This window comes from Acinetobacter defluvii, assembly GCF_001704615.3.
Classification (GTDB): Bacteria; Pseudomonadota; Gammaproteobacteria; order Pseudomonadales; family Moraxellaceae; genus Acinetobacter; species Acinetobacter defluvii.
Genome location: NZ_CP029397.2, coordinates 3,086,326 through 3,105,252, shown reverse-complemented (window position 1 = coordinate 3,105,252; position 18,927 = coordinate 3,086,326). Strand labels below are relative to the sequence as shown.

20 protein-coding genes and 1 pseudogene are annotated in these 18,927 nt (G+C 37.8%); 15 read left to right on the top strand and 6 right to left on the bottom strand.

The window, feature by feature from the left end:
* Positions 1 to 10: 10 nt before the first annotated feature.
* From infB to DJ533_RS17300, 9 genes and pseudogenes are all read left to right on the top strand, one after another.
* Positions 11 to 2,719, top strand: coding sequence for a translation initiation factor IF-2 (gene infB / locus DJ533_RS17340; RefSeq protein WP_065993778.1), 2,709 nt, complete (start codon positions 11 to 13; stop codon positions 2,717 to 2,719).
* Positions 2,719 to 3,123 (top strand): ribosome-binding factor A, encoded by a 405-nt coding sequence (locus DJ533_RS17335; RefSeq protein ID WP_065993777.1) that lies wholly within the window; start codon positions 2,719 to 2,721, stop codon positions 3,121 to 3,123. The genes infB and DJ533_RS17335 overlap by 1 nt, the downstream gene beginning before the upstream one ends.
* Positions 3,124 to 3,314: 191 nt before the next feature.
* The gene (locus DJ533_RS17330) at positions 3,315 to 3,905 is read left to right on the top strand and encodes a LemA family protein (RefSeq protein WP_065993864.1); all 591 of its coding nucleotides are present in this window, start codon (positions 3,315 to 3,317) and stop codon (positions 3,903 to 3,905) included.
* A 35-nt stretch (positions 3,906 to 3,940) separates the two neighbouring features.
* Positions 3,941 to 5,023 (top strand): TPM domain-containing protein, encoded by a 1,083-nt coding sequence (locus tag DJ533_RS17325; RefSeq protein WP_407647750.1) that lies wholly within the window; start codon positions 3,941 to 3,943, stop codon positions 5,021 to 5,023.
* Positions 5,017 to 5,577: a TPM domain-containing protein gene (locus DJ533_RS17320; protein ID WP_065993775.1), complete on the top strand. Its 561-nt coding sequence runs from the start codon at positions 5,017 to 5,019 to the stop codon at positions 5,575 to 5,577. The genes DJ533_RS17325 and DJ533_RS17320 overlap by 7 nt, the downstream gene beginning before the upstream one ends.
* 203 nt (positions 5,578 to 5,780) lie before the next feature.
* Positions 5,781 to 6,245, top strand: coding sequence for a pilin (locus tag DJ533_RS17315; protein ID WP_065993774.1), 465 nt, complete (start codon positions 5,781 to 5,783; stop codon positions 6,243 to 6,245).
* Between the two features lie 59 nt (positions 6,246 to 6,304).
* Positions 6,305 to 7,507: a serine hydrolase domain-containing protein gene (locus tag DJ533_RS17310; protein WP_065993773.1), complete on the top strand. Its 1,203-nt coding sequence runs from the start codon at positions 6,305 to 6,307 to the stop codon at positions 7,505 to 7,507.
* 45 nt (positions 7,508 to 7,552) lie between these two features.
* Positions 7,553 to 7,660 (top strand): annotated as a pseudogene (locus DJ533_RS19030) (TfpX/TfpZ family type IV pilin accessory protein); the annotation flags it as partial.
* A 74-nt stretch (positions 7,661 to 7,734) separates the two neighbouring features.
* Positions 7,735 to 9,375, top strand: a complete 1,641-nt coding sequence (locus tag DJ533_RS17300; protein ID WP_065993772.1) for a PglL family O-oligosaccharyltransferase — start codon at positions 7,735 to 7,737, stop codon at positions 9,373 to 9,375.
* A 65-nt stretch (positions 9,376 to 9,440) separates the two neighbouring features.
* On the opposite strand, the gene bfr is transcribed toward DJ533_RS17300, so the two are convergent.
* From bfr to gmk, 6 genes are all read right to left on the bottom strand, one after another.
* Positions 9,441 to 9,905, bottom strand: a complete 465-nt coding sequence (bfr, locus tag DJ533_RS17295; protein WP_065993771.1) for a heteropolymeric bacterioferritin subunit Bfr — start codon at positions 9,903 to 9,905, stop codon at positions 9,441 to 9,443.
* Positions 9,906 to 10,214: 309 nt separating this feature from the next.
* Positions 10,215 to 10,409 (bottom strand): bacterioferritin-associated ferredoxin, encoded by a 195-nt coding sequence (locus DJ533_RS17290; RefSeq protein WP_065993770.1) that lies wholly within the window; start codon positions 10,407 to 10,409, stop codon positions 10,215 to 10,217.
* Positions 10,410 to 10,616: 207 nt separating this feature from the next.
* Complete coding sequence (locus tag DJ533_RS17285; RefSeq protein ID WP_065993769.1) at positions 10,617 to 11,000, bottom strand: RidA family protein; 384 nt, start codon at positions 10,998 to 11,000, stop codon at positions 10,617 to 10,619.
* Positions 11,001 to 11,076: 76 nt separating this feature from the next.
* Positions 11,077 to 13,179, bottom strand: coding sequence for a RelA/SpoT family protein (locus tag DJ533_RS17280; RefSeq protein WP_065993768.1), 2,103 nt, complete (start codon positions 13,177 to 13,179; stop codon positions 11,077 to 11,079).
* 201 nt (positions 13,180 to 13,380) lie between these two features.
* Positions 13,381 to 13,662, bottom strand: a complete 282-nt coding sequence (gene rpoZ / locus DJ533_RS17275) for a DNA-directed RNA polymerase subunit omega (protein ID WP_065993767.1) — start codon at positions 13,660 to 13,662, stop codon at positions 13,381 to 13,383.
* Positions 13,663 to 13,738: 76 nt separating this feature from the next.
* On the bottom strand, positions 13,739 to 14,368 hold the full coding sequence (gene gmk / locus DJ533_RS17270; RefSeq protein WP_065993766.1) for a guanylate kinase: 630 nt from the start codon (positions 14,366 to 14,368) through the stop codon (positions 13,739 to 13,741).
* A gap of 134 nt (positions 14,369 to 14,502) precedes the next feature.
* Between gmk and ispH the strand changes: the two genes are divergently transcribed.
* The 6 genes from ispH (at position 14,503) to DJ533_RS17240 (ending at position 18,918) form a co-directional block, all read left to right on the top strand.
* Complete coding sequence (gene ispH / locus DJ533_RS17265) at positions 14,503 to 15,453, top strand: 4-hydroxy-3-methylbut-2-enyl diphosphate reductase (protein ID WP_065993765.1); 951 nt, start codon at positions 14,503 to 14,505, stop codon at positions 15,451 to 15,453.
* A 280-nt stretch (positions 15,454 to 15,733) separates the two neighbouring features.
* A complete protein-coding gene (locus DJ533_RS17260) occupies positions 15,734 to 16,000 on the top strand; it encodes a hypothetical protein (RefSeq protein WP_065993764.1) in 267 nt (88 codons plus the stop codon).
* 83 nt (positions 16,001 to 16,083) lie between these two features.
* Positions 16,084 to 16,635 carry a pilus assembly FimT family protein gene (locus DJ533_RS17255; RefSeq protein WP_065993763.1) on the top strand — a complete coding sequence of 184 codons (552 nt, stop codon included), beginning with the start codon at positions 16,084 to 16,086 and terminating at the stop codon, positions 16,633 to 16,635.
* Positions 16,626 to 17,153 carry a type IV pilus modification protein PilV gene (gene pilV / locus DJ533_RS17250; protein ID WP_065993762.1) on the top strand — a complete coding sequence of 176 codons (528 nt, stop codon included), beginning with the start codon at positions 16,626 to 16,628 and terminating at the stop codon, positions 17,151 to 17,153. The genes DJ533_RS17255 and pilV overlap by 10 nt, the downstream gene beginning before the upstream one ends.
* A gap of 1 nt (position 17,154) precedes the next feature.
* A complete protein-coding gene (locus DJ533_RS17245; RefSeq protein ID WP_065993761.1) occupies positions 17,155 to 18,153 on the top strand; it encodes a PilW family protein in 999 nt (332 codons plus the stop codon).
* Positions 18,154 to 18,162: 9 nt separating this feature from the next.
* A complete protein-coding gene (locus tag DJ533_RS17240) occupies positions 18,163 to 18,918 on the top strand; it encodes a pilus assembly PilX family protein (protein WP_065993760.1) in 756 nt (251 codons plus the stop codon).
* Positions 18,919 to 18,927 lie beyond the last annotated feature (9 nt).

The following is an 18,927-nucleotide window of genomic DNA, read 5'->3' as shown; positions in this document are numbered from 1 at the left end:
GAGGTAATACATGACGGATAAGTCAATTAAAGAGTTAGCGGTCAGTGTAGGACTTCCTGTTGAAAAGCTCCTTGATCAGGTGCGTGAAGCTGGATTGCCACAAAAGAAAGCTGAAGACAAGATTACAACAGAACAGCAAGCTACCCTTGTTAACCATTTGAAAAAATCTCATGGTCAAAATGTGGGTAACGCAGGAAAAATCACGTTGAAACGTAAAACGACTAGTACTGCTAAAGTAGCCAGTACATCGGGTAAGGCTAAAACGATTAATGTAGAAGTACGTAAAAAACATACTTTTACTAAGCCAAATCCAGAACAAATTAAGGCAGAAGCGTTAGCAAAAGCCCAAGCTGAAGCACAAGTACAGGCTGAACAAAAAGCCAAAGCAGATGTTGCAAGCAAAGAGCAAGAGAAATCTGAAAGCTCTGCGAAAGCAAATTTGGAAAAAATGCGTGCTGCTGCTAAACAGCAAACTGCGGCAAAAGAAACACCAAAAGCGGCGGTAGTGGTAAAACGTAAATCTACGAATAAACCAATTACCAAAGCAACGGTTAAAACCATTGAAACGCCTGAACAGAAAAAAGCACGTGAAGCTGAAGCTGCAAAATTAAAAGCAGTAGAAGAAAGCGCACGTCGTAAAGCTGCAGAAGAGGCGCAACAACGTACGCTTGAACAGATGCGTAAAATGGCATCTAAATATTCAAATGAAGATGCTACAGCAACGATCCGTGTTGTCGATGACTCTCCATTAGCAGCAGGTCTGGTAGGTCAAGCATACGAAGATTCTTTTGCAAAAGAAGACCGTGAGATTAAACGTGGTACCAATACCAATAATCCACGTGGTCAAAAGAAAGGTGGTCGCCGTGGTCAAGAAGAGCAATCTTTCAGCCATAACCCGCATAAACGTGGTTTAAAAACCAGCCAAGCAAATAAGCATGGTTTTGAAAAACCAGTTAAAAAACAAGTTTATGATGTGGAAATTGGTGCAACGATCGTGGTTGCTGACTTGGCTGCAAAAATGGCGGTTAAGGTGCGTGAGGTGATTAAATCACTCATGAAAATGGGTGAGTTGGTTACTCAGAACCAAGCGATTGACCAAGAAATTGCTGCACTTGTGGTGGAAGAAATGGGTCACAATCCAGTGCTCGTTTCAGATACACAAGCAGAAGATAACTTGCTTGAAGCCGCTGAAGAAGCACGTGGTGTACAAACTACTCGTCCACCAGTGGTGACCATTATGGGTCACGTTGACCATGGTAAAACATCGCTTCTTGACCGTATTCGTCGTGCCAAAGTGGCGCAAGGCGAAGCAGGTGGCATTACCCAACATATTGGTGCTTATCATGTGAAAACTGAGAAAGGTATTATTACTTTCTTAGATACACCGGGACACGCAGCATTTACTGCAATGCGTTCTCGTGGTGCGAAAGCAACTGATATCGTGGTGCTTGTTGTCGCAGCAGATGATGGTGTTATGCCACAAACTGCAGAGGCAATTGACCATGCACGTGCAGCAGGGACACCGATCATTGTTGCAATCAATAAAATGGACAAAGAATCTGCTGATCCAGATCGTGTATTGAATGAATTAACCACCAAAGAAATCGTACCTGAACAATGGGGTGGTGATGTACCTGTTGCAATGGTTTCAGCACACTCTGGTATGGGGATCGATGAGTTACTAGACTTGATTTCAATTCAAGCTGAATTGTTAGAGTTGAAAGCATCTGAAGAAGGTGCAGCACAAGGTGTGGTTATTGAAGCGCGTGTGGATAAAGGTCGTGGTGCAGTAACGTCTATTCTTGTACAAAATGGTACATTGAATGTTGGTGACTTAGTCCTTGCTGGTTCATCTTATGGTCGTGTTCGTGCGATGACAGATGAAAACGGTCAACGTATTAAATCAGCAGGTCCATCTATTCCAGTGGAAATTTTAGGTTTGCCTGATGCACCAATGGCAGGTGATGAAGTTCTTGTTGTAAATGATGAGAAAAAAGCACGTGAAGTTGCTGAAGCGCGTAATGACCGTGAACGCCAAAAACGTCTTGAACGTCAAAGTGCGATGCGTCTTGAAAACCTTATGGCATCAATGGGCAAGAAAGATGTGCCAATTGTTAATGTTGTATTGAAAACAGATGTACGTGGTACTTTAGAAGCATTACACGTTGCGCTTGCTGATCTTTCGACTGATGAAGTTAAAGTACGTGTGATCGGTTCAGGTGTTGGTGCGATTACTGAGTCTGATGTGACATTAGCAGAATCTTCAGAAGCAGTATTGCTTGGCTTTAACGTTCGTGCCGATAATACAGCACGTCAAAAAGCAGATGCTGACGGCATTGACATTCGTTACTATAGCGTGATCTATCAATTGATTGATGACGTAAAAGCGGCAATGAGTGGTAAGCTTGCGCCTGAGCATCGTGAAACGATCCTTGGTGTTGCACAAGTACGTGAAGTCTTCCATTCAAGTAAATTTGGTGCAGCTGCAGGTTGTATGGTACTAGAAGGGGTGTTACATCGTAACAAACCAATTCGTGTACTTCGTGATGATGTGGTTATCTTCCAAGGTGAGCTTGAATCACTTCGTCGCTTCAAAGAAGTGGTTGAAGAAGTGCGTGCAGGCATGGAATGCGGTCTTGCAGTGAAAGGCTATAATGACATCAAACCACTTGATAAGATCGAAGTGTATGATGTTCAATTGATTAAACGGAGTCTTTAATGGCGGGTAGTCAGCGTCTTAAGCGTATGGCAGATACAGTTCAGCGAGAATTGTCTGAACTGATTCGTCAAGAGCTGAAAGATCCACGCTTAGGTGGTCTAGTGACCATCTCTGCGGTAAAAGTCAGCCCAGACCTAGGATATGCTGAAGTTTATGTCACAGTCATGGGGCGTGAATTAGGTGATGAACAAAGTGAATCTGCAAATAAAGAAACTTTGGATGTGTTAAATAAAGCATCTGGTTTCTTGCGTCATGAACTTGGTCGTCGCATCAAAACACGTATAACGCCACGTTTGCGTTTCCATTATGACAAAACCAATGCATACGGAAACTATATGTTTGGTCTGATTGCAGAAGCAGTTAAGGATTTACCGCCTGCTGAAGAAAAGAAAGATGATGAGTAAATCATCGTAATGAAAGCCACCTTTGGGTGGCTTTTTTATGTCAATAAATACCCCTGAAATACAGCGATAGAGAATATAAATAAGACGTATTGCATCGTGTTGATAGCATAAATTAAACAATTCTATTTCTAAAATGTGTATAGAATAAACTTATATCAACAAATACAAATAAATACTTGAGGTTTTAGATGATGAATGCGATGAAAAAAACTGCTTTGGCATTGACTCTTGCAAGCACATTGGTATTTTCAGGTTGTGGTTATAATACACTACAAGCCAAAGATGAATCTGTGACTGCGGCTTGGTCAGAAGTGGAAAACCAATATCAACGCCGTGCAGATTTAGTTCCCAACCTTGTGAACGTTGTGAAAGGCTATGCCAAACACGAAGAGCAAGTGCTGACAGAAGTCACGCAAGCACGTGCCAATGTTGCAGGGTTGAAAGTGGATAAAGAGGTTTTGGAAAATCCAGAGCTATTTAAAAAATATCAAGAAGCACAATCTCAAATGACCAGTGCATTATCACGTTTATTGGCAGTCACTGAAAACTATCCAGATCTTAAAGCGAATGAACAGTTCCGTGATTTACAAGTACAACTTGAAGGTACAGAAAACCGCATCAGTACCGCACGTACACGCTATGTAGAAACAGTACAAGATTACAATACTTATGTGCGTCAGTTCCCGCAAGCGATGACAGCTAAAGTAATTGGGATGAAAACCAAGCCAAACTTTAGTGCAGAAGCAGGTGCAGCCAAAGCTCCGACTGTAAATTTTAATTAAACAATTGAAAATACAGTGAGAAAAATATGATTGAAATGTGCAAAGTTATTCATCCTAAAATGAAAACAGGGTTGATGCTGTGGGTCAGTATCTTACTATTTGCCTTTCAATCATTGGCTTGGGCGGAAGTGGCAACTGCAACGGACAGCGTTGAAAATGCTGTGGTAATGGGGAAAGTGATTCAAAATCAAAATTCCACATCACCCAATACGCCACCACTAAATCAACAACCCACAACCCATACACAACATCAAAATACTGCACCGACTGTTGCCAATGATATGGCAGCAGGACAAACTGAGCGGCAGCTTCCTACTTTAAATCAGCCTGTTATTGATCAAGCCAATATTTTATCTGCAACTGAGAAACAAAACTTAGAAACCCAAATTCGCACTATTCACAATCAGGGCAAAGCGCAAATAGGTATCATCATTGTACCTACGACAGGTAATGAAGGTATTTTTGATTTTGCGATGCGTGTGGCGGAGCAATGGAAACTAGGTTCTGCAAAACAGGACAATGGTTTATTGATTGCAGTTGCAGTGAATGACCGTAAAATTCATATTGCCACGGGTTATGGTTTAGAAGGTGTATTGCCTGACATTATGGTCAGCCGAATTATCCGAAACCAAATCACACCTTATTTTAAAGAAGGTCGATATGGGCAAGGTATTCAGGTAGGCGTGACTGAAATTGAACGTGTTTTAAATTTAGACCCAGAAATAGCCAAACAAGCTGCGGATGAACTCAAAGCCCGTCAAGATCAAGCCATTCAAGAACAAGAAGCCAAAGATCGCACCATGACCACAGCCATGATCATTTTGATTATTGGAGTTTTTGCCTCATTTATCATTGGCAATCGGTTGAGTGCTTCAGTTGCGGGTGTGACAGCATTTGCTGCGAGTTTGATTTACGGTTCAGGTATTTTGATGAGCCTAGTCATGGGGTTTGGAATTTTCTTTTTATTGATCACTTCCTTAGCACAACTGATTTTTCAAATGTTTCTTTCAGGTGGTGGTGGACGTGGTGGAAGTAGTGGTGGCGGCTTCGGAGGCGGCGGTGGATATAGTGGCGGCGGTGGCGGCTTTGGCGGGGGAGGTGCATCAGGCTCATGGTAAGTAAAACAGATACAACAGAGATCGTCACAGAACCAAAAATACAACAACATGTAACGCCAAGTTTTGCACGTTGGCTTAAGCATTTTTTTTATATGCCTGCATCGAAGCGATATTTTTCCAAACAAGATCAGACGGTGATTGCAGAAGCGGTTAAACAAGCAGAACAAGGGCATGTTGGCGAGATTCAGGTGGTGATTGAGGGACATATTCCAAGTAATCAAGCTTATCATCAAGATACGCGTTTACGTGCACAGCAACTTTTTGCTGAACTTGGTGTCTGGGATACTGAAAAAAATAGCGGAATTTTGCTTTATCTCAACTTATGTGAACAAAAAGTTGAAATTGTGATAGATCGAGGCATTAGAAATGCAACCGAACAAAGTGTCTGGCAAGCGATCTGTGACCAAATAGTTGCTGAATTAAAAGCAAAACGCCATAGAAATGCAGTGTTAGAAGGTGTTATAAGTATAGGAAAAGTATTGAATTTATATTATAAAAAAGTTGATTTGGAAGAGCAAAACGAACTTCCTAATACGCCTATCATTTTAAACTAGTTTAAAATCATAGAAAGAGTGACACAAAGTGTCACTTTTTTACATAAAAAAATATATGAACATAAAATTATATTTAACTGTTGTTAAAAGCACCAAATTCGATAACAATAAACAAGTGTTAAACGGTTCGCGTTTTATCACTTTGGGGTTAGGACGCAAGCTATAATTGATTTTATAAAAAATTAAAATATTGGAGAGATGTTATGAACGCTCAAAAAGGTTTTACCTTGATCGAGTTAATGATCGTTGTTGCGATTATCGGTATTTTGGCTGCAATTGCGATTCCACAATACCAAAACTATGTCACTAAGTCTCAAGTTACTCGCGCAATTGGCGAGTTGGGCAATTATAAAACTATGGTTGAGCTTTGTCTAAGTGATAATAAAGAATGTGATTTTAAAATTGCTGATTCTACTTTATTTGGTGAAGCTGCAGAAGGTACGGTAGCATCTACAAATGGTGGAATTGTTGCTACTCTAGCTCGTGATACAGGGGCCTCAACAATTGTTGGTACTTTTGGTAATGGTGCTAGTGGTGCATTATCAGGAAAAACAATTACATGGACTCGTGCTGGATATAATGCAGATAATGCGGGTACTTGGACTTGTGCAGCTGGTGAAGGTATTGAAGCAAAATTCTTACCAACAAGCTGTCCTGGTGCTGAATAATTAATATAAAATGCTGTATTTGAACCTCCCTTTATGGGAGGTTTTCTTTTGAGGGTTATATGCGTCATCAAGTAAAATTATCAGAAATATGTATCGTTATATTTTTAACGTTTATTACAATGGCAGGTATTTATTACTCAGTAAATACGATTGCGAGAAATGAGTTAATTTTAAAGACGTATCCACTGCAAGTTAATTTAGAAACAACAGCATTAAGCTGTTCTAATCAAAGCCCTGAATGGTTGAAAGATACTTTAAAAAGTGTCAGTCTATCGCATCGAGCACCTAATAATCAGGTAGCGTATATTTCTCCCCAAGGTCAGTTATTTCATTGCGAAAGTGGTTATTTGGGCTTTCCATTATTTTCAAAAAAAGTAAATAAAGATACGCGGTTTCGTTTTGCAAGTGTTTCGAAGCTTTGGACAAGTGATGCTATATTAGATTTGATTAAAAAAAACAAAATAAGTTTAGCAGAGCAAGCATTAAGTGTATTGCCAGAAATATCAGCGCCAGATGATTTACGTATTAAACAGATTACAGTGGGTGATTTATTATTGCATCGAGCTGGTTTTAATCGGACAGGTTTAATGGGTGATGAAATGTTTCGAAATAGAGAAAAACCTTTTTGTCCGAATAATCTTGATCAATTGTCTCAAGTTCAATTGTCCTTTGACCCGAATACGACTTTTAGTTACTCAAACTTGGGGTATTGTTTGTTAGGGGAAATTATTGCGAAACAAAAAAATATGAGCTACCAAGAAATCATTGAAAAAGAATATGCTTTAGTAAATGAAAATATACGTTTTTTAGAAAATAAACGCCTCGAAGATGAGGCAAAATATCGTTATATTGAAATAGGTTTAACAGGATATAGTGATATTTACACAGCATTTGATTATCCTGCACTTGCCTCATCAGCAGGTTTGTCAGGGAGTGCGATAGCACTTGCAAAACAAGTTAGGCAAATGATAAATAAGCCTCAACCTAATATCTTAAGTCAGCCAGAGATTACATGTGATGTACATAAGTTGCGTGATTGTTATGGTTATGCGATGTTTCCTTATCAGAAAACTGATCAAAATTTGAAAGTTTATTTTCGAGATGGGGTTTTGCCAGGTGCTAGTTCTCTAGTTGTTGTTGACGAATATGGGGGAGTATTAAGCCTATTGTCAAGTGGACAAGCAAAATTGGGGCAAGGTGAATACGATCAAACTAAAATGAAAATATATGAGGCATTAGCTCAGTGGTATAAATCAACGTAAAATGTCACTTTTTCTCTTTTTTGGCAAAGTGCTTTTTTTCACTAGGCTGATTCATGGGTATCATTACGTGCAACGGCAGTCGATATGATTGTCCTGATTAATAAAGAAAAAGGTAAAGTGGTTAAAATCGTTGATCTTCGACCTTGGAAATAACCCAGTATTTAAATTTTTAGACCTTTTTTGAACTGAGTGTATAATTCACTCAGTTTTTTTATGCACATGATCCCATGCATCTGATCCTTCCCATCCTATCAGCGCTATTATTAGCACTAGCATACCTATTACCCTTTCATAAACTACCATGGACAACATTTGGTAGTGAGATTTTGGCTTTTTTATCAGGCATTACACTATTGTGTATATTTCTGAAAAAAAATTTAAAAATCCCGAAACCACAGCTTTTAGCATTACCGATTTTGTTGATTCCATTTATCCAATATGGTTTTGGGCAAATTCTGTATTTTAGTAATGCTTTACTGTGTAGTGTGTATCTACTCATGTTTTGGTTGATGGTCATTGTAGGCTATAATCTATCACTTGATAAAGTGAAGCGAGAAAAAGCATTTACCAGTATCAGTATTGTGATTTTGATTGTGGCGCTGCTTTCAAGTGTGATGGCGATTCTCCAATGGTTAGGACTAAATTCATATTTTGCACCTTTCATGAATTTCCTCAAAGGCAATCGTCCCTATGCCAACTTTGCACAGCCGAATAATCTGGCAACGTTTTTGACGATGGGAGTTTTTGCGTGTTTATATTTTTATGAAAAGCGTTTGATTGCAAATGTTGTAATTGTTCCAGCCACTTTAATTCTTATTTTTAGTATTGCTTTAACTCAGTCTCGTACCTCTTGGGTGGTGTGTTTATTTGTTCTTATTTATTTAGCCATTAAACAATTTAATCAGTTTAAGCGCTTTAGTTTTGCCAAACTATTGTTATGGGTAGGTGTATTTGTTGCTGCGATTGGTTTATTGCCTTATTTTAATAGTTTTATTAATACCTTTTCTCAGCAAGATGTTGTGACTACAGCGAGTGTGATACAACGAGCGTCATCAGGTTATTTGAGATTAGACATGTGGTCACAAGCTTGGGTGGCGATTCAGCAACAACCTTGGTGGGGTTATGGTTGGAATCAAACAGGCATAGCACAGATTGCTGCATTTGATTTGTATCCATCACATGAATGGTACAAGACTGCACATAATGTCATTTTAGACTTGTTGGTTTGGAATGGAATCCCACTGGGTATATTGATTATTTTATATGTGGTCGGTTGGTTGTATTGGTTAAATAAAGGCATTAAAGAGCCTGTTTCATTGGTTGCTACTTTGATGGTATGTGCAATTTTGATTCATGCTCTTTTAGAGTATCCGATCCATTATGCTTATTTTTTACTGCCAATGGGTTTTTTACTGGGAATTATTCAAGCGCAATATCCTCATTTACCCAGTAAAAACTTAAAGCCTGCTGTTACGCTGAGCTTGGTTTTAATTGGTATCTCGCTGTGTGTGATAGTGTATCGAGATTATCAGCTATATCGCCAACAAAGCGTATATGTAAATACAAAAAAACCGTTAACAGATGCACAGCAACAGGTGATGAATCAACAGATTTGGTTGCTCTCACAATTTAAAGAGCGTGTTTGGTGGATCAGCTTAGACCCATTTACTAAAATGTCAGATGTACAATTGCAGCATTTAGGCCGTATGGTGGCAAATTTAGCTTCTAAATATGATCTATTTAAATATGCACAAATACTTGCATTTAATGGTAAAAAGGCTGAGGCAGAACATCAGCTTTGGATTTTATCTGAGCTGCATCGAGAAAAGCACAGTTATCAGGACGTGTTGCCAAAAACTGAAAAATAACCATAAAAAATCCCTTTGCTAACTCTTTCTAGTAACAAAGGGATTTTTTTATTGCAGAAGAAAAATTACATTTTGCTTTGAATATAGTTTTCGATACCAACATTGTCTGTAAGATCGATTTGAGTCGTCAACCAGTCCCAATAGTCTTCTTCTTTTTCTAGAATTTCTTGGATGAGATCACGTGTTACATAGTCGAGATGTTCTTCAGCAAGTGCAACTGCTTTCTGTAATGCTTCAATATTTTCCTTAACTTTGCGAATGTCACAATTGAGTACTTCTAGTGTATGTTGTCCAATATACAATTTACCTAAATGTTGTAAATTCGGTAAACCTTCAAGAAATAGAATACGTTCAATAATCTTATCGGCATGTTTCATTTGACGAATAGATTCTTTGTATTCTGCTGAGCCCAATTGCTCAATGCCCCAATCATTAAACATACGTGAATGTAGGAAATATTGATTAATTGCAGTTAAATGATGATACAGCACTTGGTTTAGTTGGTTAATAACGTCACGATTGCCTTTCATGGTGAATGCTCCATTTTAAATCTGTGCCTCAAAATATTTTTTAAGGCAATCCATTGTTTTATATTAATCAAATTTTATAAGTGTTTCGAGCCTTTTATAGAACGGCAAATGAAAATCGCAATCAAAATCATCAGAAAGCTAAATTCTTGAGAAATAGATCAGTCATTAAGTTAAATAGTATGGAATTAAACAGACCAAAAGGTCTTTATCTCTAAAAAGAAACCCGCTTTGAGTCGAAGCGGGGGAGGAGGATGACCATTGCTGATCATAGAAAAATTATTATGATTATTTCAAAACATATAAAAAGTTTTAAGCTGCCACAGAAATTCGAGCAGCAACCAAGGCTAATTCTTCATTAATAATGCTTTTTGCTTCAGGTGCACAACGTCCACAGCATGTCCCTAAGTCCAGCAGTTCACGGACTTCTCGATAACTTTCAGCGCCATTTGCCATAGCATCTTTGATATCTTGATCGGTAATACCACGACATAAACAAACGTACATGAGAATCAACCACAGGTTTAAATGCGATAACTGATATTATTGATAATTATTATCGTTTGTCAATGAAATTCATTTAAATATATAATTTTTGTATATTGACTTTTTGGATAAAAAAATACCACCTGAGTGGAAATTCGAGTTATTCTCGGATTTTTACGTAAGGGTGGTATTGAATCTTAGTTTTATTGTATTGATATTTATATATTTTTATTTATTAATAATTACAATACCATCCATTTCAACTAATGCATTCTTCGGTAAGCTTGCAACACCCAATGCAGCACGTGCAGGATAAGGTTGTGCAAAGTACTCTCCCATAATTTGGTTAACGAGTTGAAAGTGAGATAAATCTGTCAAGAAAATATTGAGCTTTGCAATATCTGCAAGTGAACCACCTGCGGCTTCACAAACGGCTTTTAAGTTATCAAAGACACGGCGGATTTGAGCTTCAATGCCTTCAACCAATTCCATACTATATGGGTCTAAACCAATTTGACCTGAAAGATAGAGCGTATTTTCAACTAAGATCGCTTGAGAATACGTTCCAATCGCGGCAGGGGCATTTTCAGTATGAATCACTTGGCGGGACATCAATTTCTCCTATTTTTCAATTAAATCCATCATATCGGATGAAGGGTATTGTTGAAAGTTATATCGGTTTATCTGATTAACACGCTTTAGAAATTTGAGGGGTTGCAATTGGCATCGCTAAACGCGTGACCCGAGGGAAACCAAACAACATTCTAATTTCACGGATAATCTGAGCAATTTGTTTACGGTCTTGTACTACGATATTCACAAAAGTTTTATCATCCCGACTTTGAACGGACTCGACCCCAGTTTTGAGCTTACGACATAAATAAATTAATTCGGACACTTGCTCATCACTTAATATCAGATCAATACTTAAATACGCACTGAAGTTAATATCATCTTCGGTTTCTGAGTTCCAATGTAAAGGCATGATATTTTCAGGATGTAAATGTTGCTCGTGCAGCAAGTTATGGCAACGAGAACGATGCACAATTAAGCCACGACGTGAAATATGCCCTTGAATCGGGTCGCCAAGCACAGGATTACAGCAGTGTGCATATTTTACATCAACCCCTTCAGTGCCTTGAATCAGACGTTCTGAAGCCGTGTTGTCTTCTTGATCTTGGGCAAATAGGTGATTCGCAACCAATTGAAGAAGTAAGTCACCCACTGCAATTTGTTCGAATAATGCTTCTTTACTGCTGACATGTCGCCATTGTAATAAATCAATCCAATCTGATTCGGACAAATCTTTGACAGCAAGATTAAATAACTTTAACGCGCGACTGAGGGCTTGTTGTCCAACAAGACGTTGTTCTTCGATATCCTGATCTTTGAGAATATGTTGAATCGCACGGCGTGCTTTTTGTGTATTAATAAAACTGAGCCAATCTGGGTTAGGTGTTGCTAATACATCAGTAATGACTTCAATCACTTGACCACTTTGTAATGGTGTTGAAAGTGGTTTGATTTCACCATTAATTTTAGCACCAACGGCATGATTACCTAAGAACAAACTGGCAGAATAGGCAAAATCGACCGCAGTTGCACCTTGTGGCAATTCATGCAGTTGACCATGTGGCGTATACACCCAAATTTTTTCTTGATGTAAATAATCTAAAAGATCGCTAAAAGTGGTTTTTGCACAATCGCCATCGACTAAAATATTTAAATTTTTCATCGAGGCTTGAATCGCAGAACGACAAGCTTGTGGGGCATTTTCACCTAACACTACACCAAAACGCGCAGCTTTACGCATTAATTCGGTTTGAATGGTAAGTGATAAGGTGGTTCTTTCGCCTTTTAAGCGCAACATTAATGATTGGTTACCACCCGGAAGAGGGTAGCGAATATGGTCTTCATAATGTAGAACTTGAAAGTTTTCACGTAATGCTTCAACTAAACGGTCGCAATCAGCAATACTTTGTAAAATAATTTCAAAAGCATGACTATGCGTCAGTTCTTGTAAATCAATTTCATTTTTAACAAAGTGGCGCAGCAACTCAATATTATTATTTTTCTTTTTAATCCGACCTTGAATGCTATAGGTATGCAGTAAGTCAGCGAGATTCTGTTCCCAAACAGTTTGATATTTACAGCGTTCTGGTTTAGTGATCAATAAAGACGCTTGTACATCATTGTACATATCTAAATCAAGGTTTTGATAACAGAGATGTTCTAAGTTATCCGCCATTTCATTCATACCGACAAGTCGAGCCATGGGTACAAACACATCAAAGGTTTCTTGGGCAATTCGGGCACGTTTATCTGGACGTAATGACTCTAACGTGGTCATGTTGTGATAACGATCTGCTAATTTAATAATAATGACACGTGGGTCTTGTAAAGTCGCTTGGAGAATTTTTCGAAATGATGCGGCTTTATTATATTCTTTATCGCTAGAATGGCTGAGTTTGGTAACGCCATCTACAAGTTCTGCAACTACTCGACCAAATTTTTCAGTAATATCATCTTTACTAAAATCTGTATCTTCAATGACATCATGTAATAAGGCAGCCATAACGGTTTCGGCATCCATTCGCATATGTGCCAAAATACAACTGACTGCAATCGGATGAAGAATATAAGGCTCGCCACTTTTACGTGTTACGCCATCATGTGCGATGTCTGCATAATCACAGGCCGCAAGCACTTGCTCGACTTCGCTTGGTTTTAAGTAAGCGTCGATAATAATATTGAGCTGTTGCTTGGCTTGACTGACCTCTTGGCCTGGCATAGAACACCTATTTCCGTATTACAAAATCAAAGGATATTTCGATAATGCTTTAATGAAAAGCATATTGAATGAATTGTCAATTTTTAAACTAAAAAGACCTCTATTTTTTTTAACAAATATTTTGAATTTTGTCGATTACTTATCTTAAGAAATTGCAATAAAAAAGCCTAGTAAATACTAGGCTTTTTCAGAAAACTTAAATTATTGGAAAGAAAAGCCTTCTAAGTTCAAATTATTTACTGAAAGTGCAAGATCAAGACTTGAAGTTTGATAATCTTGATCACGTTGTTTCAAAATATCTTTGGTTACATGTCCAGCTGCAATTTCACGTAAAGCAACAACGGTCGGTTTGTCATTGTCCCATTCTAAAGTTGGTTCAATGCCTTGACGTGCCAATTGACGCGCACGTTTGCTTGCCACTAGTACAAGCTCAAAGCGGTTGTCCACATGGTCCAAACAATCTTCAACGGTTACGCGTGCCATAAGAGTTCTCGTATGAATATAAATTTTTAAACAGACTGCAAAGTATAAAATGCTTTAACTTTATACTCAAGTTTAATCACACTGATTTATTTTCAGGGGTAATTAATTTCTCAATCAAGGCTTGATGACGTGTAGCTTGTTGACTCAGTTTAAGTCGATTTGCATTAATCACGGATTCTAGATCATGAAGTGCCTTATTAAAGTCATCATTGATAATAATATAGTCAAAATTAACATATTGCTGCATATCTTCCACAGCACAACTTAAACGATGTTCAATGACGTCAACCGAATCTGTGCCACGATTTGACAAACGTTGACGTAAATCAAATTGGGTTGGTGGTAAAATAAAAATTTGTTTTGATTCAGGAAAAAGTTTACGAACTTGTTCAGCACCTTGCCAATCAATTTCGAGTAAAACATCATGTCCTTTGGCAAGTTGTTCTCTCACAGTTGCTTGAGAAGTCCCATAGTAATTACCAAAAACTTCAGCAAACTCAATAAATCCACCTTGATTGACTTGCTCAAGAAAAATTTCTTTACTGGTAAAATGATAATGAACGCCTTCAAGTTCACCTACACGTTGACCACGTGTGGTATGAGAAACAGAAACGTGTAAATTACTGACACGCTCAAGTAGGGCTTTCACGAGAGATGTTTTGCCTGTTCCTGATGCAGCAGAAACGACAAACAATAGACCCGACATGATATTTTTCCTGATATGATAAAATATCTTCTCTATTTTAGAGTAGAGTGCACACAAACAAAATAGCTTTTGCAGATTGTTTGTCATTTTCTAAAGAAATTTTATTGAAACTTTGAGTGAGCCTTGAGGGTGTTATGAAAATTGTATTGGCCAATCCACGTGGTTTCTGTGCAGGCGTAGACCGAGCAATTGCAATCGTCAATCGCGCACTTGAATGTTTTAATCCACCGATTTATGTGCGTCATGAAGTAGTCCATAACAAATTTGTTGTCGATGATCTACGTCAGCGTGGTGCTATTTTTGTCGATGAATTAGATGAGGTACCTGACGATAATATCGTGATCTTTAGCGCACATGGTGTGTCTAAAGCAGTACAACAAGAAGCTGAACGCCGTGGTTTAAAAGTGTTTGATGCGACTTGCCCACTAGTGACTAAAGTACATATCGAAGTGACTAAGTATGCCCGTGAAGGGGTGGAAGCGATTCTGATTGGTCATGAAGGACACCCAGAAGTTGAAGGGACAATGGGACAATATGACACTAAAAAGGGTGGACATATTTACCTTGTTGAAGATGAAAAAGATGTTGAATCTTTACATGTACAAAACGCTGAAAAAGTGGCTTTTGTGACTCAAACTACCTTATCGATTGATGATACAGCCAAAGTGATCGATGCTTTACGTGAAAAATTTCCAAATATCCAAGGACCACGCAAAGATGATATTTGTTATGCTACACAAAACCGCCAAGATGCGGTACGTGACTTAGCTCAGCAATGCGATGTGGTGTTAGTCGTCGGTTCTCCCAATTCATCCAACTCAAACCGCTTACGTGAGTTAGCGGAACGAATGGGCAAACATGCTTATTTGGTCGATAATGCAGATGAATTACAAAAAGAATGGTTTAAAGATATCCAAAAAATTGGTGTCACTGCGGGTGCTTCTGCACCAGAAATTTTAATTAAGCAAGTCATACAACGTTTACAGGACTGGGGAGCTGATGCACCTGAAGAGTTAGATGGACGTGAAGAAAATATTACCTTTAGTTTACCTAAAGAATTAAGAATACACGTTACGCAAGAATAAGTTCTTATTTTGCTTTTAAAACCGATAACTGGAAAACAGTTATGGGTTTTTTTATACCTTTTATCTGCTGTGTATTGGTTTTGTATAAATTATTAATAAACTGTAAAGCAATAGGGGGCACCTTAATAGTGTTTACGGTTATGATTGCTGTTTTGGGGGCATTAGCAGGATTTACTGCTCTATCTATGATCAAAACTATACGAAAAAGTCAAGTTTAGATTGTTAAAATTTAACTTTAAGAGGTAAATGTATTTACGTCGCATAGGATAAAACTACGCCAATGAATAGTGCAGCAAATACAGATTGTACCAATGGCAAATCTTATCAACTAAGTGCACAATATATCACCACTACAACTAAGGTGGATAATCCTGATAAATCTCGAAAAGATATTACAATAGTAGCATCAAATGGCAAACTATTTGATTGTGAAAATACAACAATTCAGTTCTCTGTTGATAATAATGATAACACTTCTCTACAAAAGAATACTAAAAGTCCGAATGCTGTTTATGCAGTTATTTTGCCTAAACCATTTGTCTTGTAAAACATTCCTTTCATCTTTCAAGCATTCTTCTTTAACAAAAAATTAGTATCATGTATACATAAAATTGTAATTTGGACAGGATCATGCGATTTGTCAGAGGATTTACACTTATCGAATTGATGGTGACTATTGCTGTATTGGCTGTGATTGCGATGATGGCTGCACCGAGCTTTGGTAATTTAGTCGCAAGAAAACAGCTGGATACATTAACACAAGAACTAGTGCTGCTGTTTGGGGAAGCACGCGGTCAGGCAATATCTCTGCGTAAAAATATAACCATTAAATTAGACTGCCCTAAAAATGATAAGCAAGAATTAGTATGTTCATCAAATACAGCAACAAGCTTTACTTGGATTTCAAAAAATCCTGATATTCAGCTTACTAGCGATCCTATTGATGTGGTTTTTTCTGGACTTGGTAGTGCGAAGCAGCGTACTAAAACGATACCAAACCCAAATTATGATAAGGATGCTCTAACTGATTTAACAAAAACTCCGCCCATAAATCCTAAAACAATAGAAGAAGTTGTGCCTTTGGCTTTTACATTATGCAATGTAGAGCTTGGTGAAAACCGGACAATTTTAATTGCACAGAATGGCACTGTTGAAGGGATTAGCAAGGGGGCATGCTCGTGAACCATAATGATCAAAAAGGTATCGGCTTAATAGAAGTCCTTGTTGCTTTAGTGATTCTTGCATTAGGTGTGTTAGGTTTTGCTGCATTACAACTTAGAGCATTGGATGCTGCTCAAGAAGCGACTGAACAAACGGTTGCAATGAGTACAGCACGAGATCTTGCAGAACGTATGCGAATCAATCGTGGGGCTTTGGAAAACTATAAAACAGCAATAAATACTAAATCTACAGTGGATACTTGTGTTGGGGTAAACAATCTGACTAAACCAAAAAAAATAGCGCTACCAAAATGTAATGAAGGAAATTTTGCTCAACAAGATGTAGGTGAGGTTTTGGCTAAAGCCACAAATAATGGGCAAACGATCATTGTTGAAGATTGTGTGGCAAGTGAATTGAATTGTATTTATGTGGCTTGGGGGAAGACGGTTATTTCTGTCGATGATCTAAGTGCGTGCATAGATATGACGACAGGCACTTATGTCGTGAACTCAAAATGCTTAGTTATGGAGGCTTTTTGAGATGAGATCTCTTACAGAGCAACGCGGTTTTACTTTACTGGAACTCATGATTTCTTTGGTACTTGGGCTTTTAGTGAGCGCAATAGCTTTACAGCTATTTTTAACCAGTCAAAAAAGTGCAACTGTTCAGCAAGGCATGATTAATTTGCAAAATTCAGCATTATTTGGTTTAGGTGGAATGATTGATTCAGTTCGATTAGCAAATCTAAATTCATCACAACCTTATATTGATGATAAGGTTTTATATGGTGGAGTGGTACTTTCTGAAAATAATATTTCAAATAATATTGCTCAATTTAGTATTGAAGACACATTCCTTACACGAGGGGCAATAGGATCATCGAATCTAGATGGTCAGAATAGCGATCAACTCGTTATTCAGTATCGTGTAAGTACTCCCAATCAATTTGACTGTGAAGGTCGAGAGTTGACAGCAAATGATTATGTCGTAGAACGTTATTTTATTAAGAAAGATACTGATCGCAATGATCCAAATGATCCTCTTGCATTGGCTTGTAAGGCCGCTCGTTATACAGAAAAAACTGCAAAAACCAATACATCACTTCCTGCGCTGATAGAAAGCGATGATAGTAAAGCAAAAATTATTATTCCTAGAGTAGATCACTTTAGTGTGCGTTTAGGTGTTGCTTTTGATGGTGCAAACGCAAATTGTTCAGCCATTACAACAACTGCAAAAATAGACGGTAAAGATGTGACAACGAATATTGAACCTGACTCAAAATTAGATTGTTTTAGTTATATGAATATCGAAGATTATCGAAATTTAACTGGAGAAAAACCTCAAATTGTATCAGTACAGATTGGTTTACTTGTTCGATCAACAGACTCGACTGGTGCAAATAAATTTTTCGATAAAAAACATCCTTACGATGTGTTAAATGTTAGTGCAGAATTAATAGAAAATGATCTTAATGCATTGTATTTGCGTAGTGTCGTCACACAAACGATTGCACTTAGAAATGGTTTTGGCGTTGAGTGAGGACAGAATATGAAAAAAATTAATTTCAAAGGTTCTCAGCAAGGCTCTGTCCTAATCATTGTACTTATCATGTTGGTTTTATTGACTTTGGTTGGTACATGGGCGATTCAAGGCAGTATTACGTCTTTAAAAATCTCTACCAATGCTCAAGCACAAGCTTTACTTAAACAGACCAGTGATTCTGTATTTTTTACCTTAGAAAATAAGACGGATGATGAGTTGGTTTTTACCAATATGCGAATAGGTGATGGCATGTTGAACTATACCTTACGTCCTGAAAATAAAGGAAAAGAATTGGTTTTTTGTGTTCGAGGGACAACTGAAGATAATTTCGCAGGAAGTCGTTTAGCGAGTGTTGTTTATTGGAATGGTTCTACGATTAAAAACTCTGATATGGGGAAAAATGGATTTTGCCAATTAGATCGTCTAACTGACTTTCTAAGTGGGCGTAATGCCGTGTTAACACAAGTTACGGTGAGAGCCGCAGAAAATAATCGAGACTGGGAACATATGATGGAAGGAGATGATAAAGAAAGCTCGAAAAGCACTGGTATCCAAAAAGTAGCTATTACTGCGACTTCGATCTTGCCAAATCTAAGTGAAAGTCCAAAATCAGAAATAAATGATTGTTTGAAAAATTATACTAGTTTCGTAGATGATGTAATTAAGAATGAAACGGTAACAGATTGTTTATCTTCTAAAAACGTTCCATATAGTACCCAAGAAATGGAATATACTATGAAAGCTGTACGTGCATCATCATAGGGGAATGAA

Coding starts and splice junctions, on each gene's coding strand:
- infB (WP_065993778.1), top strand. CDS start 11: ATGACGGATAAGTCAATTAAAGAGTTAGCGGTCAGTGTAGGACTTCCT.
- DJ533_RS17335 (WP_065993777.1), top strand. CDS start 2,719: ATGGCGGGTAGTCAGCGTCTTAAGCGTATGGCAGATACAGTTCAGCGA.
- DJ533_RS17330 (WP_065993864.1), top strand. CDS start 3,315: ATGAATGCGATGAAAAAAACTGCTTTGGCATTGACTCTTGCAAGCACA.
- DJ533_RS17325 (WP_407647750.1), top strand. CDS start 3,941: ATGTGCAAAGTTATTCATCCTAAAATGAAAACAGGGTTGATGCTGTGG.
- DJ533_RS17320 (WP_065993775.1), top strand. CDS start 5,017: ATGGTAAGTAAAACAGATACAACAGAGATCGTCACAGAACCAAAAATA.
- DJ533_RS17315 (WP_065993774.1), top strand. CDS start 5,781: ATGAACGCTCAAAAAGGTTTTACCTTGATCGAGTTAATGATCGTTGTT.
- DJ533_RS17310 (WP_065993773.1), top strand. CDS start 6,305: ATGCGTCATCAAGTAAAATTATCAGAAATATGTATCGTTATATTTTTA.
- DJ533_RS17300 (WP_065993772.1), top strand. CDS start 7,735: ATGCATCTGATCCTTCCCATCCTATCAGCGCTATTATTAGCACTAGCA.
- bfr (WP_065993771.1), bottom strand. CDS start 9,905: ATGAAAGGCAATCGTGACGTTATTAACCAACTAAACCAAGTGCTGTAT.
- DJ533_RS17290 (WP_065993770.1), bottom strand. CDS start 10,409: ATGTACGTTTGTTTATGTCGTGGTATTACCGATCAAGATATCAAAGAT.
- DJ533_RS17285 (WP_065993769.1), bottom strand. CDS start 11,000: ATGTCCCGCCAAGTGATTCATACTGAAAATGCCCCTGCCGCGATTGGA.
- DJ533_RS17280 (WP_065993768.1), bottom strand. CDS start 13,179: ATGCCAGGCCAAGAGGTCAGTCAAGCCAAGCAACAGCTCAATATTATT.
- rpoZ (WP_065993767.1), bottom strand. CDS start 13,662: ATGGCACGCGTAACCGTTGAAGATTGTTTGGACCATGTGGACAACCGC.
- gmk (WP_065993766.1), bottom strand. CDS start 14,368: ATGTCGGGTCTATTGTTTGTCGTTTCTGCTGCATCAGGAACAGGCAAA.
- ispH (WP_065993765.1), top strand. CDS start 14,503: ATGAAAATTGTATTGGCCAATCCACGTGGTTTCTGTGCAGGCGTAGAC.
- DJ533_RS17260 (WP_065993764.1), top strand. CDS start 15,734: ATGAATAGTGCAGCAAATACAGATTGTACCAATGGCAAATCTTATCAA.
- DJ533_RS17255 (WP_065993763.1), top strand. CDS start 16,084: ATGCGATTTGTCAGAGGATTTACACTTATCGAATTGATGGTGACTATT.
- pilV (WP_065993762.1), top strand. CDS start 16,626: ATGCTCGTGAACCATAATGATCAAAAAGGTATCGGCTTAATAGAAGTC.
- DJ533_RS17245 (WP_065993761.1), top strand. CDS start 17,155: ATGAGATCTCTTACAGAGCAACGCGGTTTTACTTTACTGGAACTCATG.
- DJ533_RS17240 (WP_065993760.1), top strand. CDS start 18,163: ATGAAAAAAATTAATTTCAAAGGTTCTCAGCAAGGCTCTGTCCTAATC.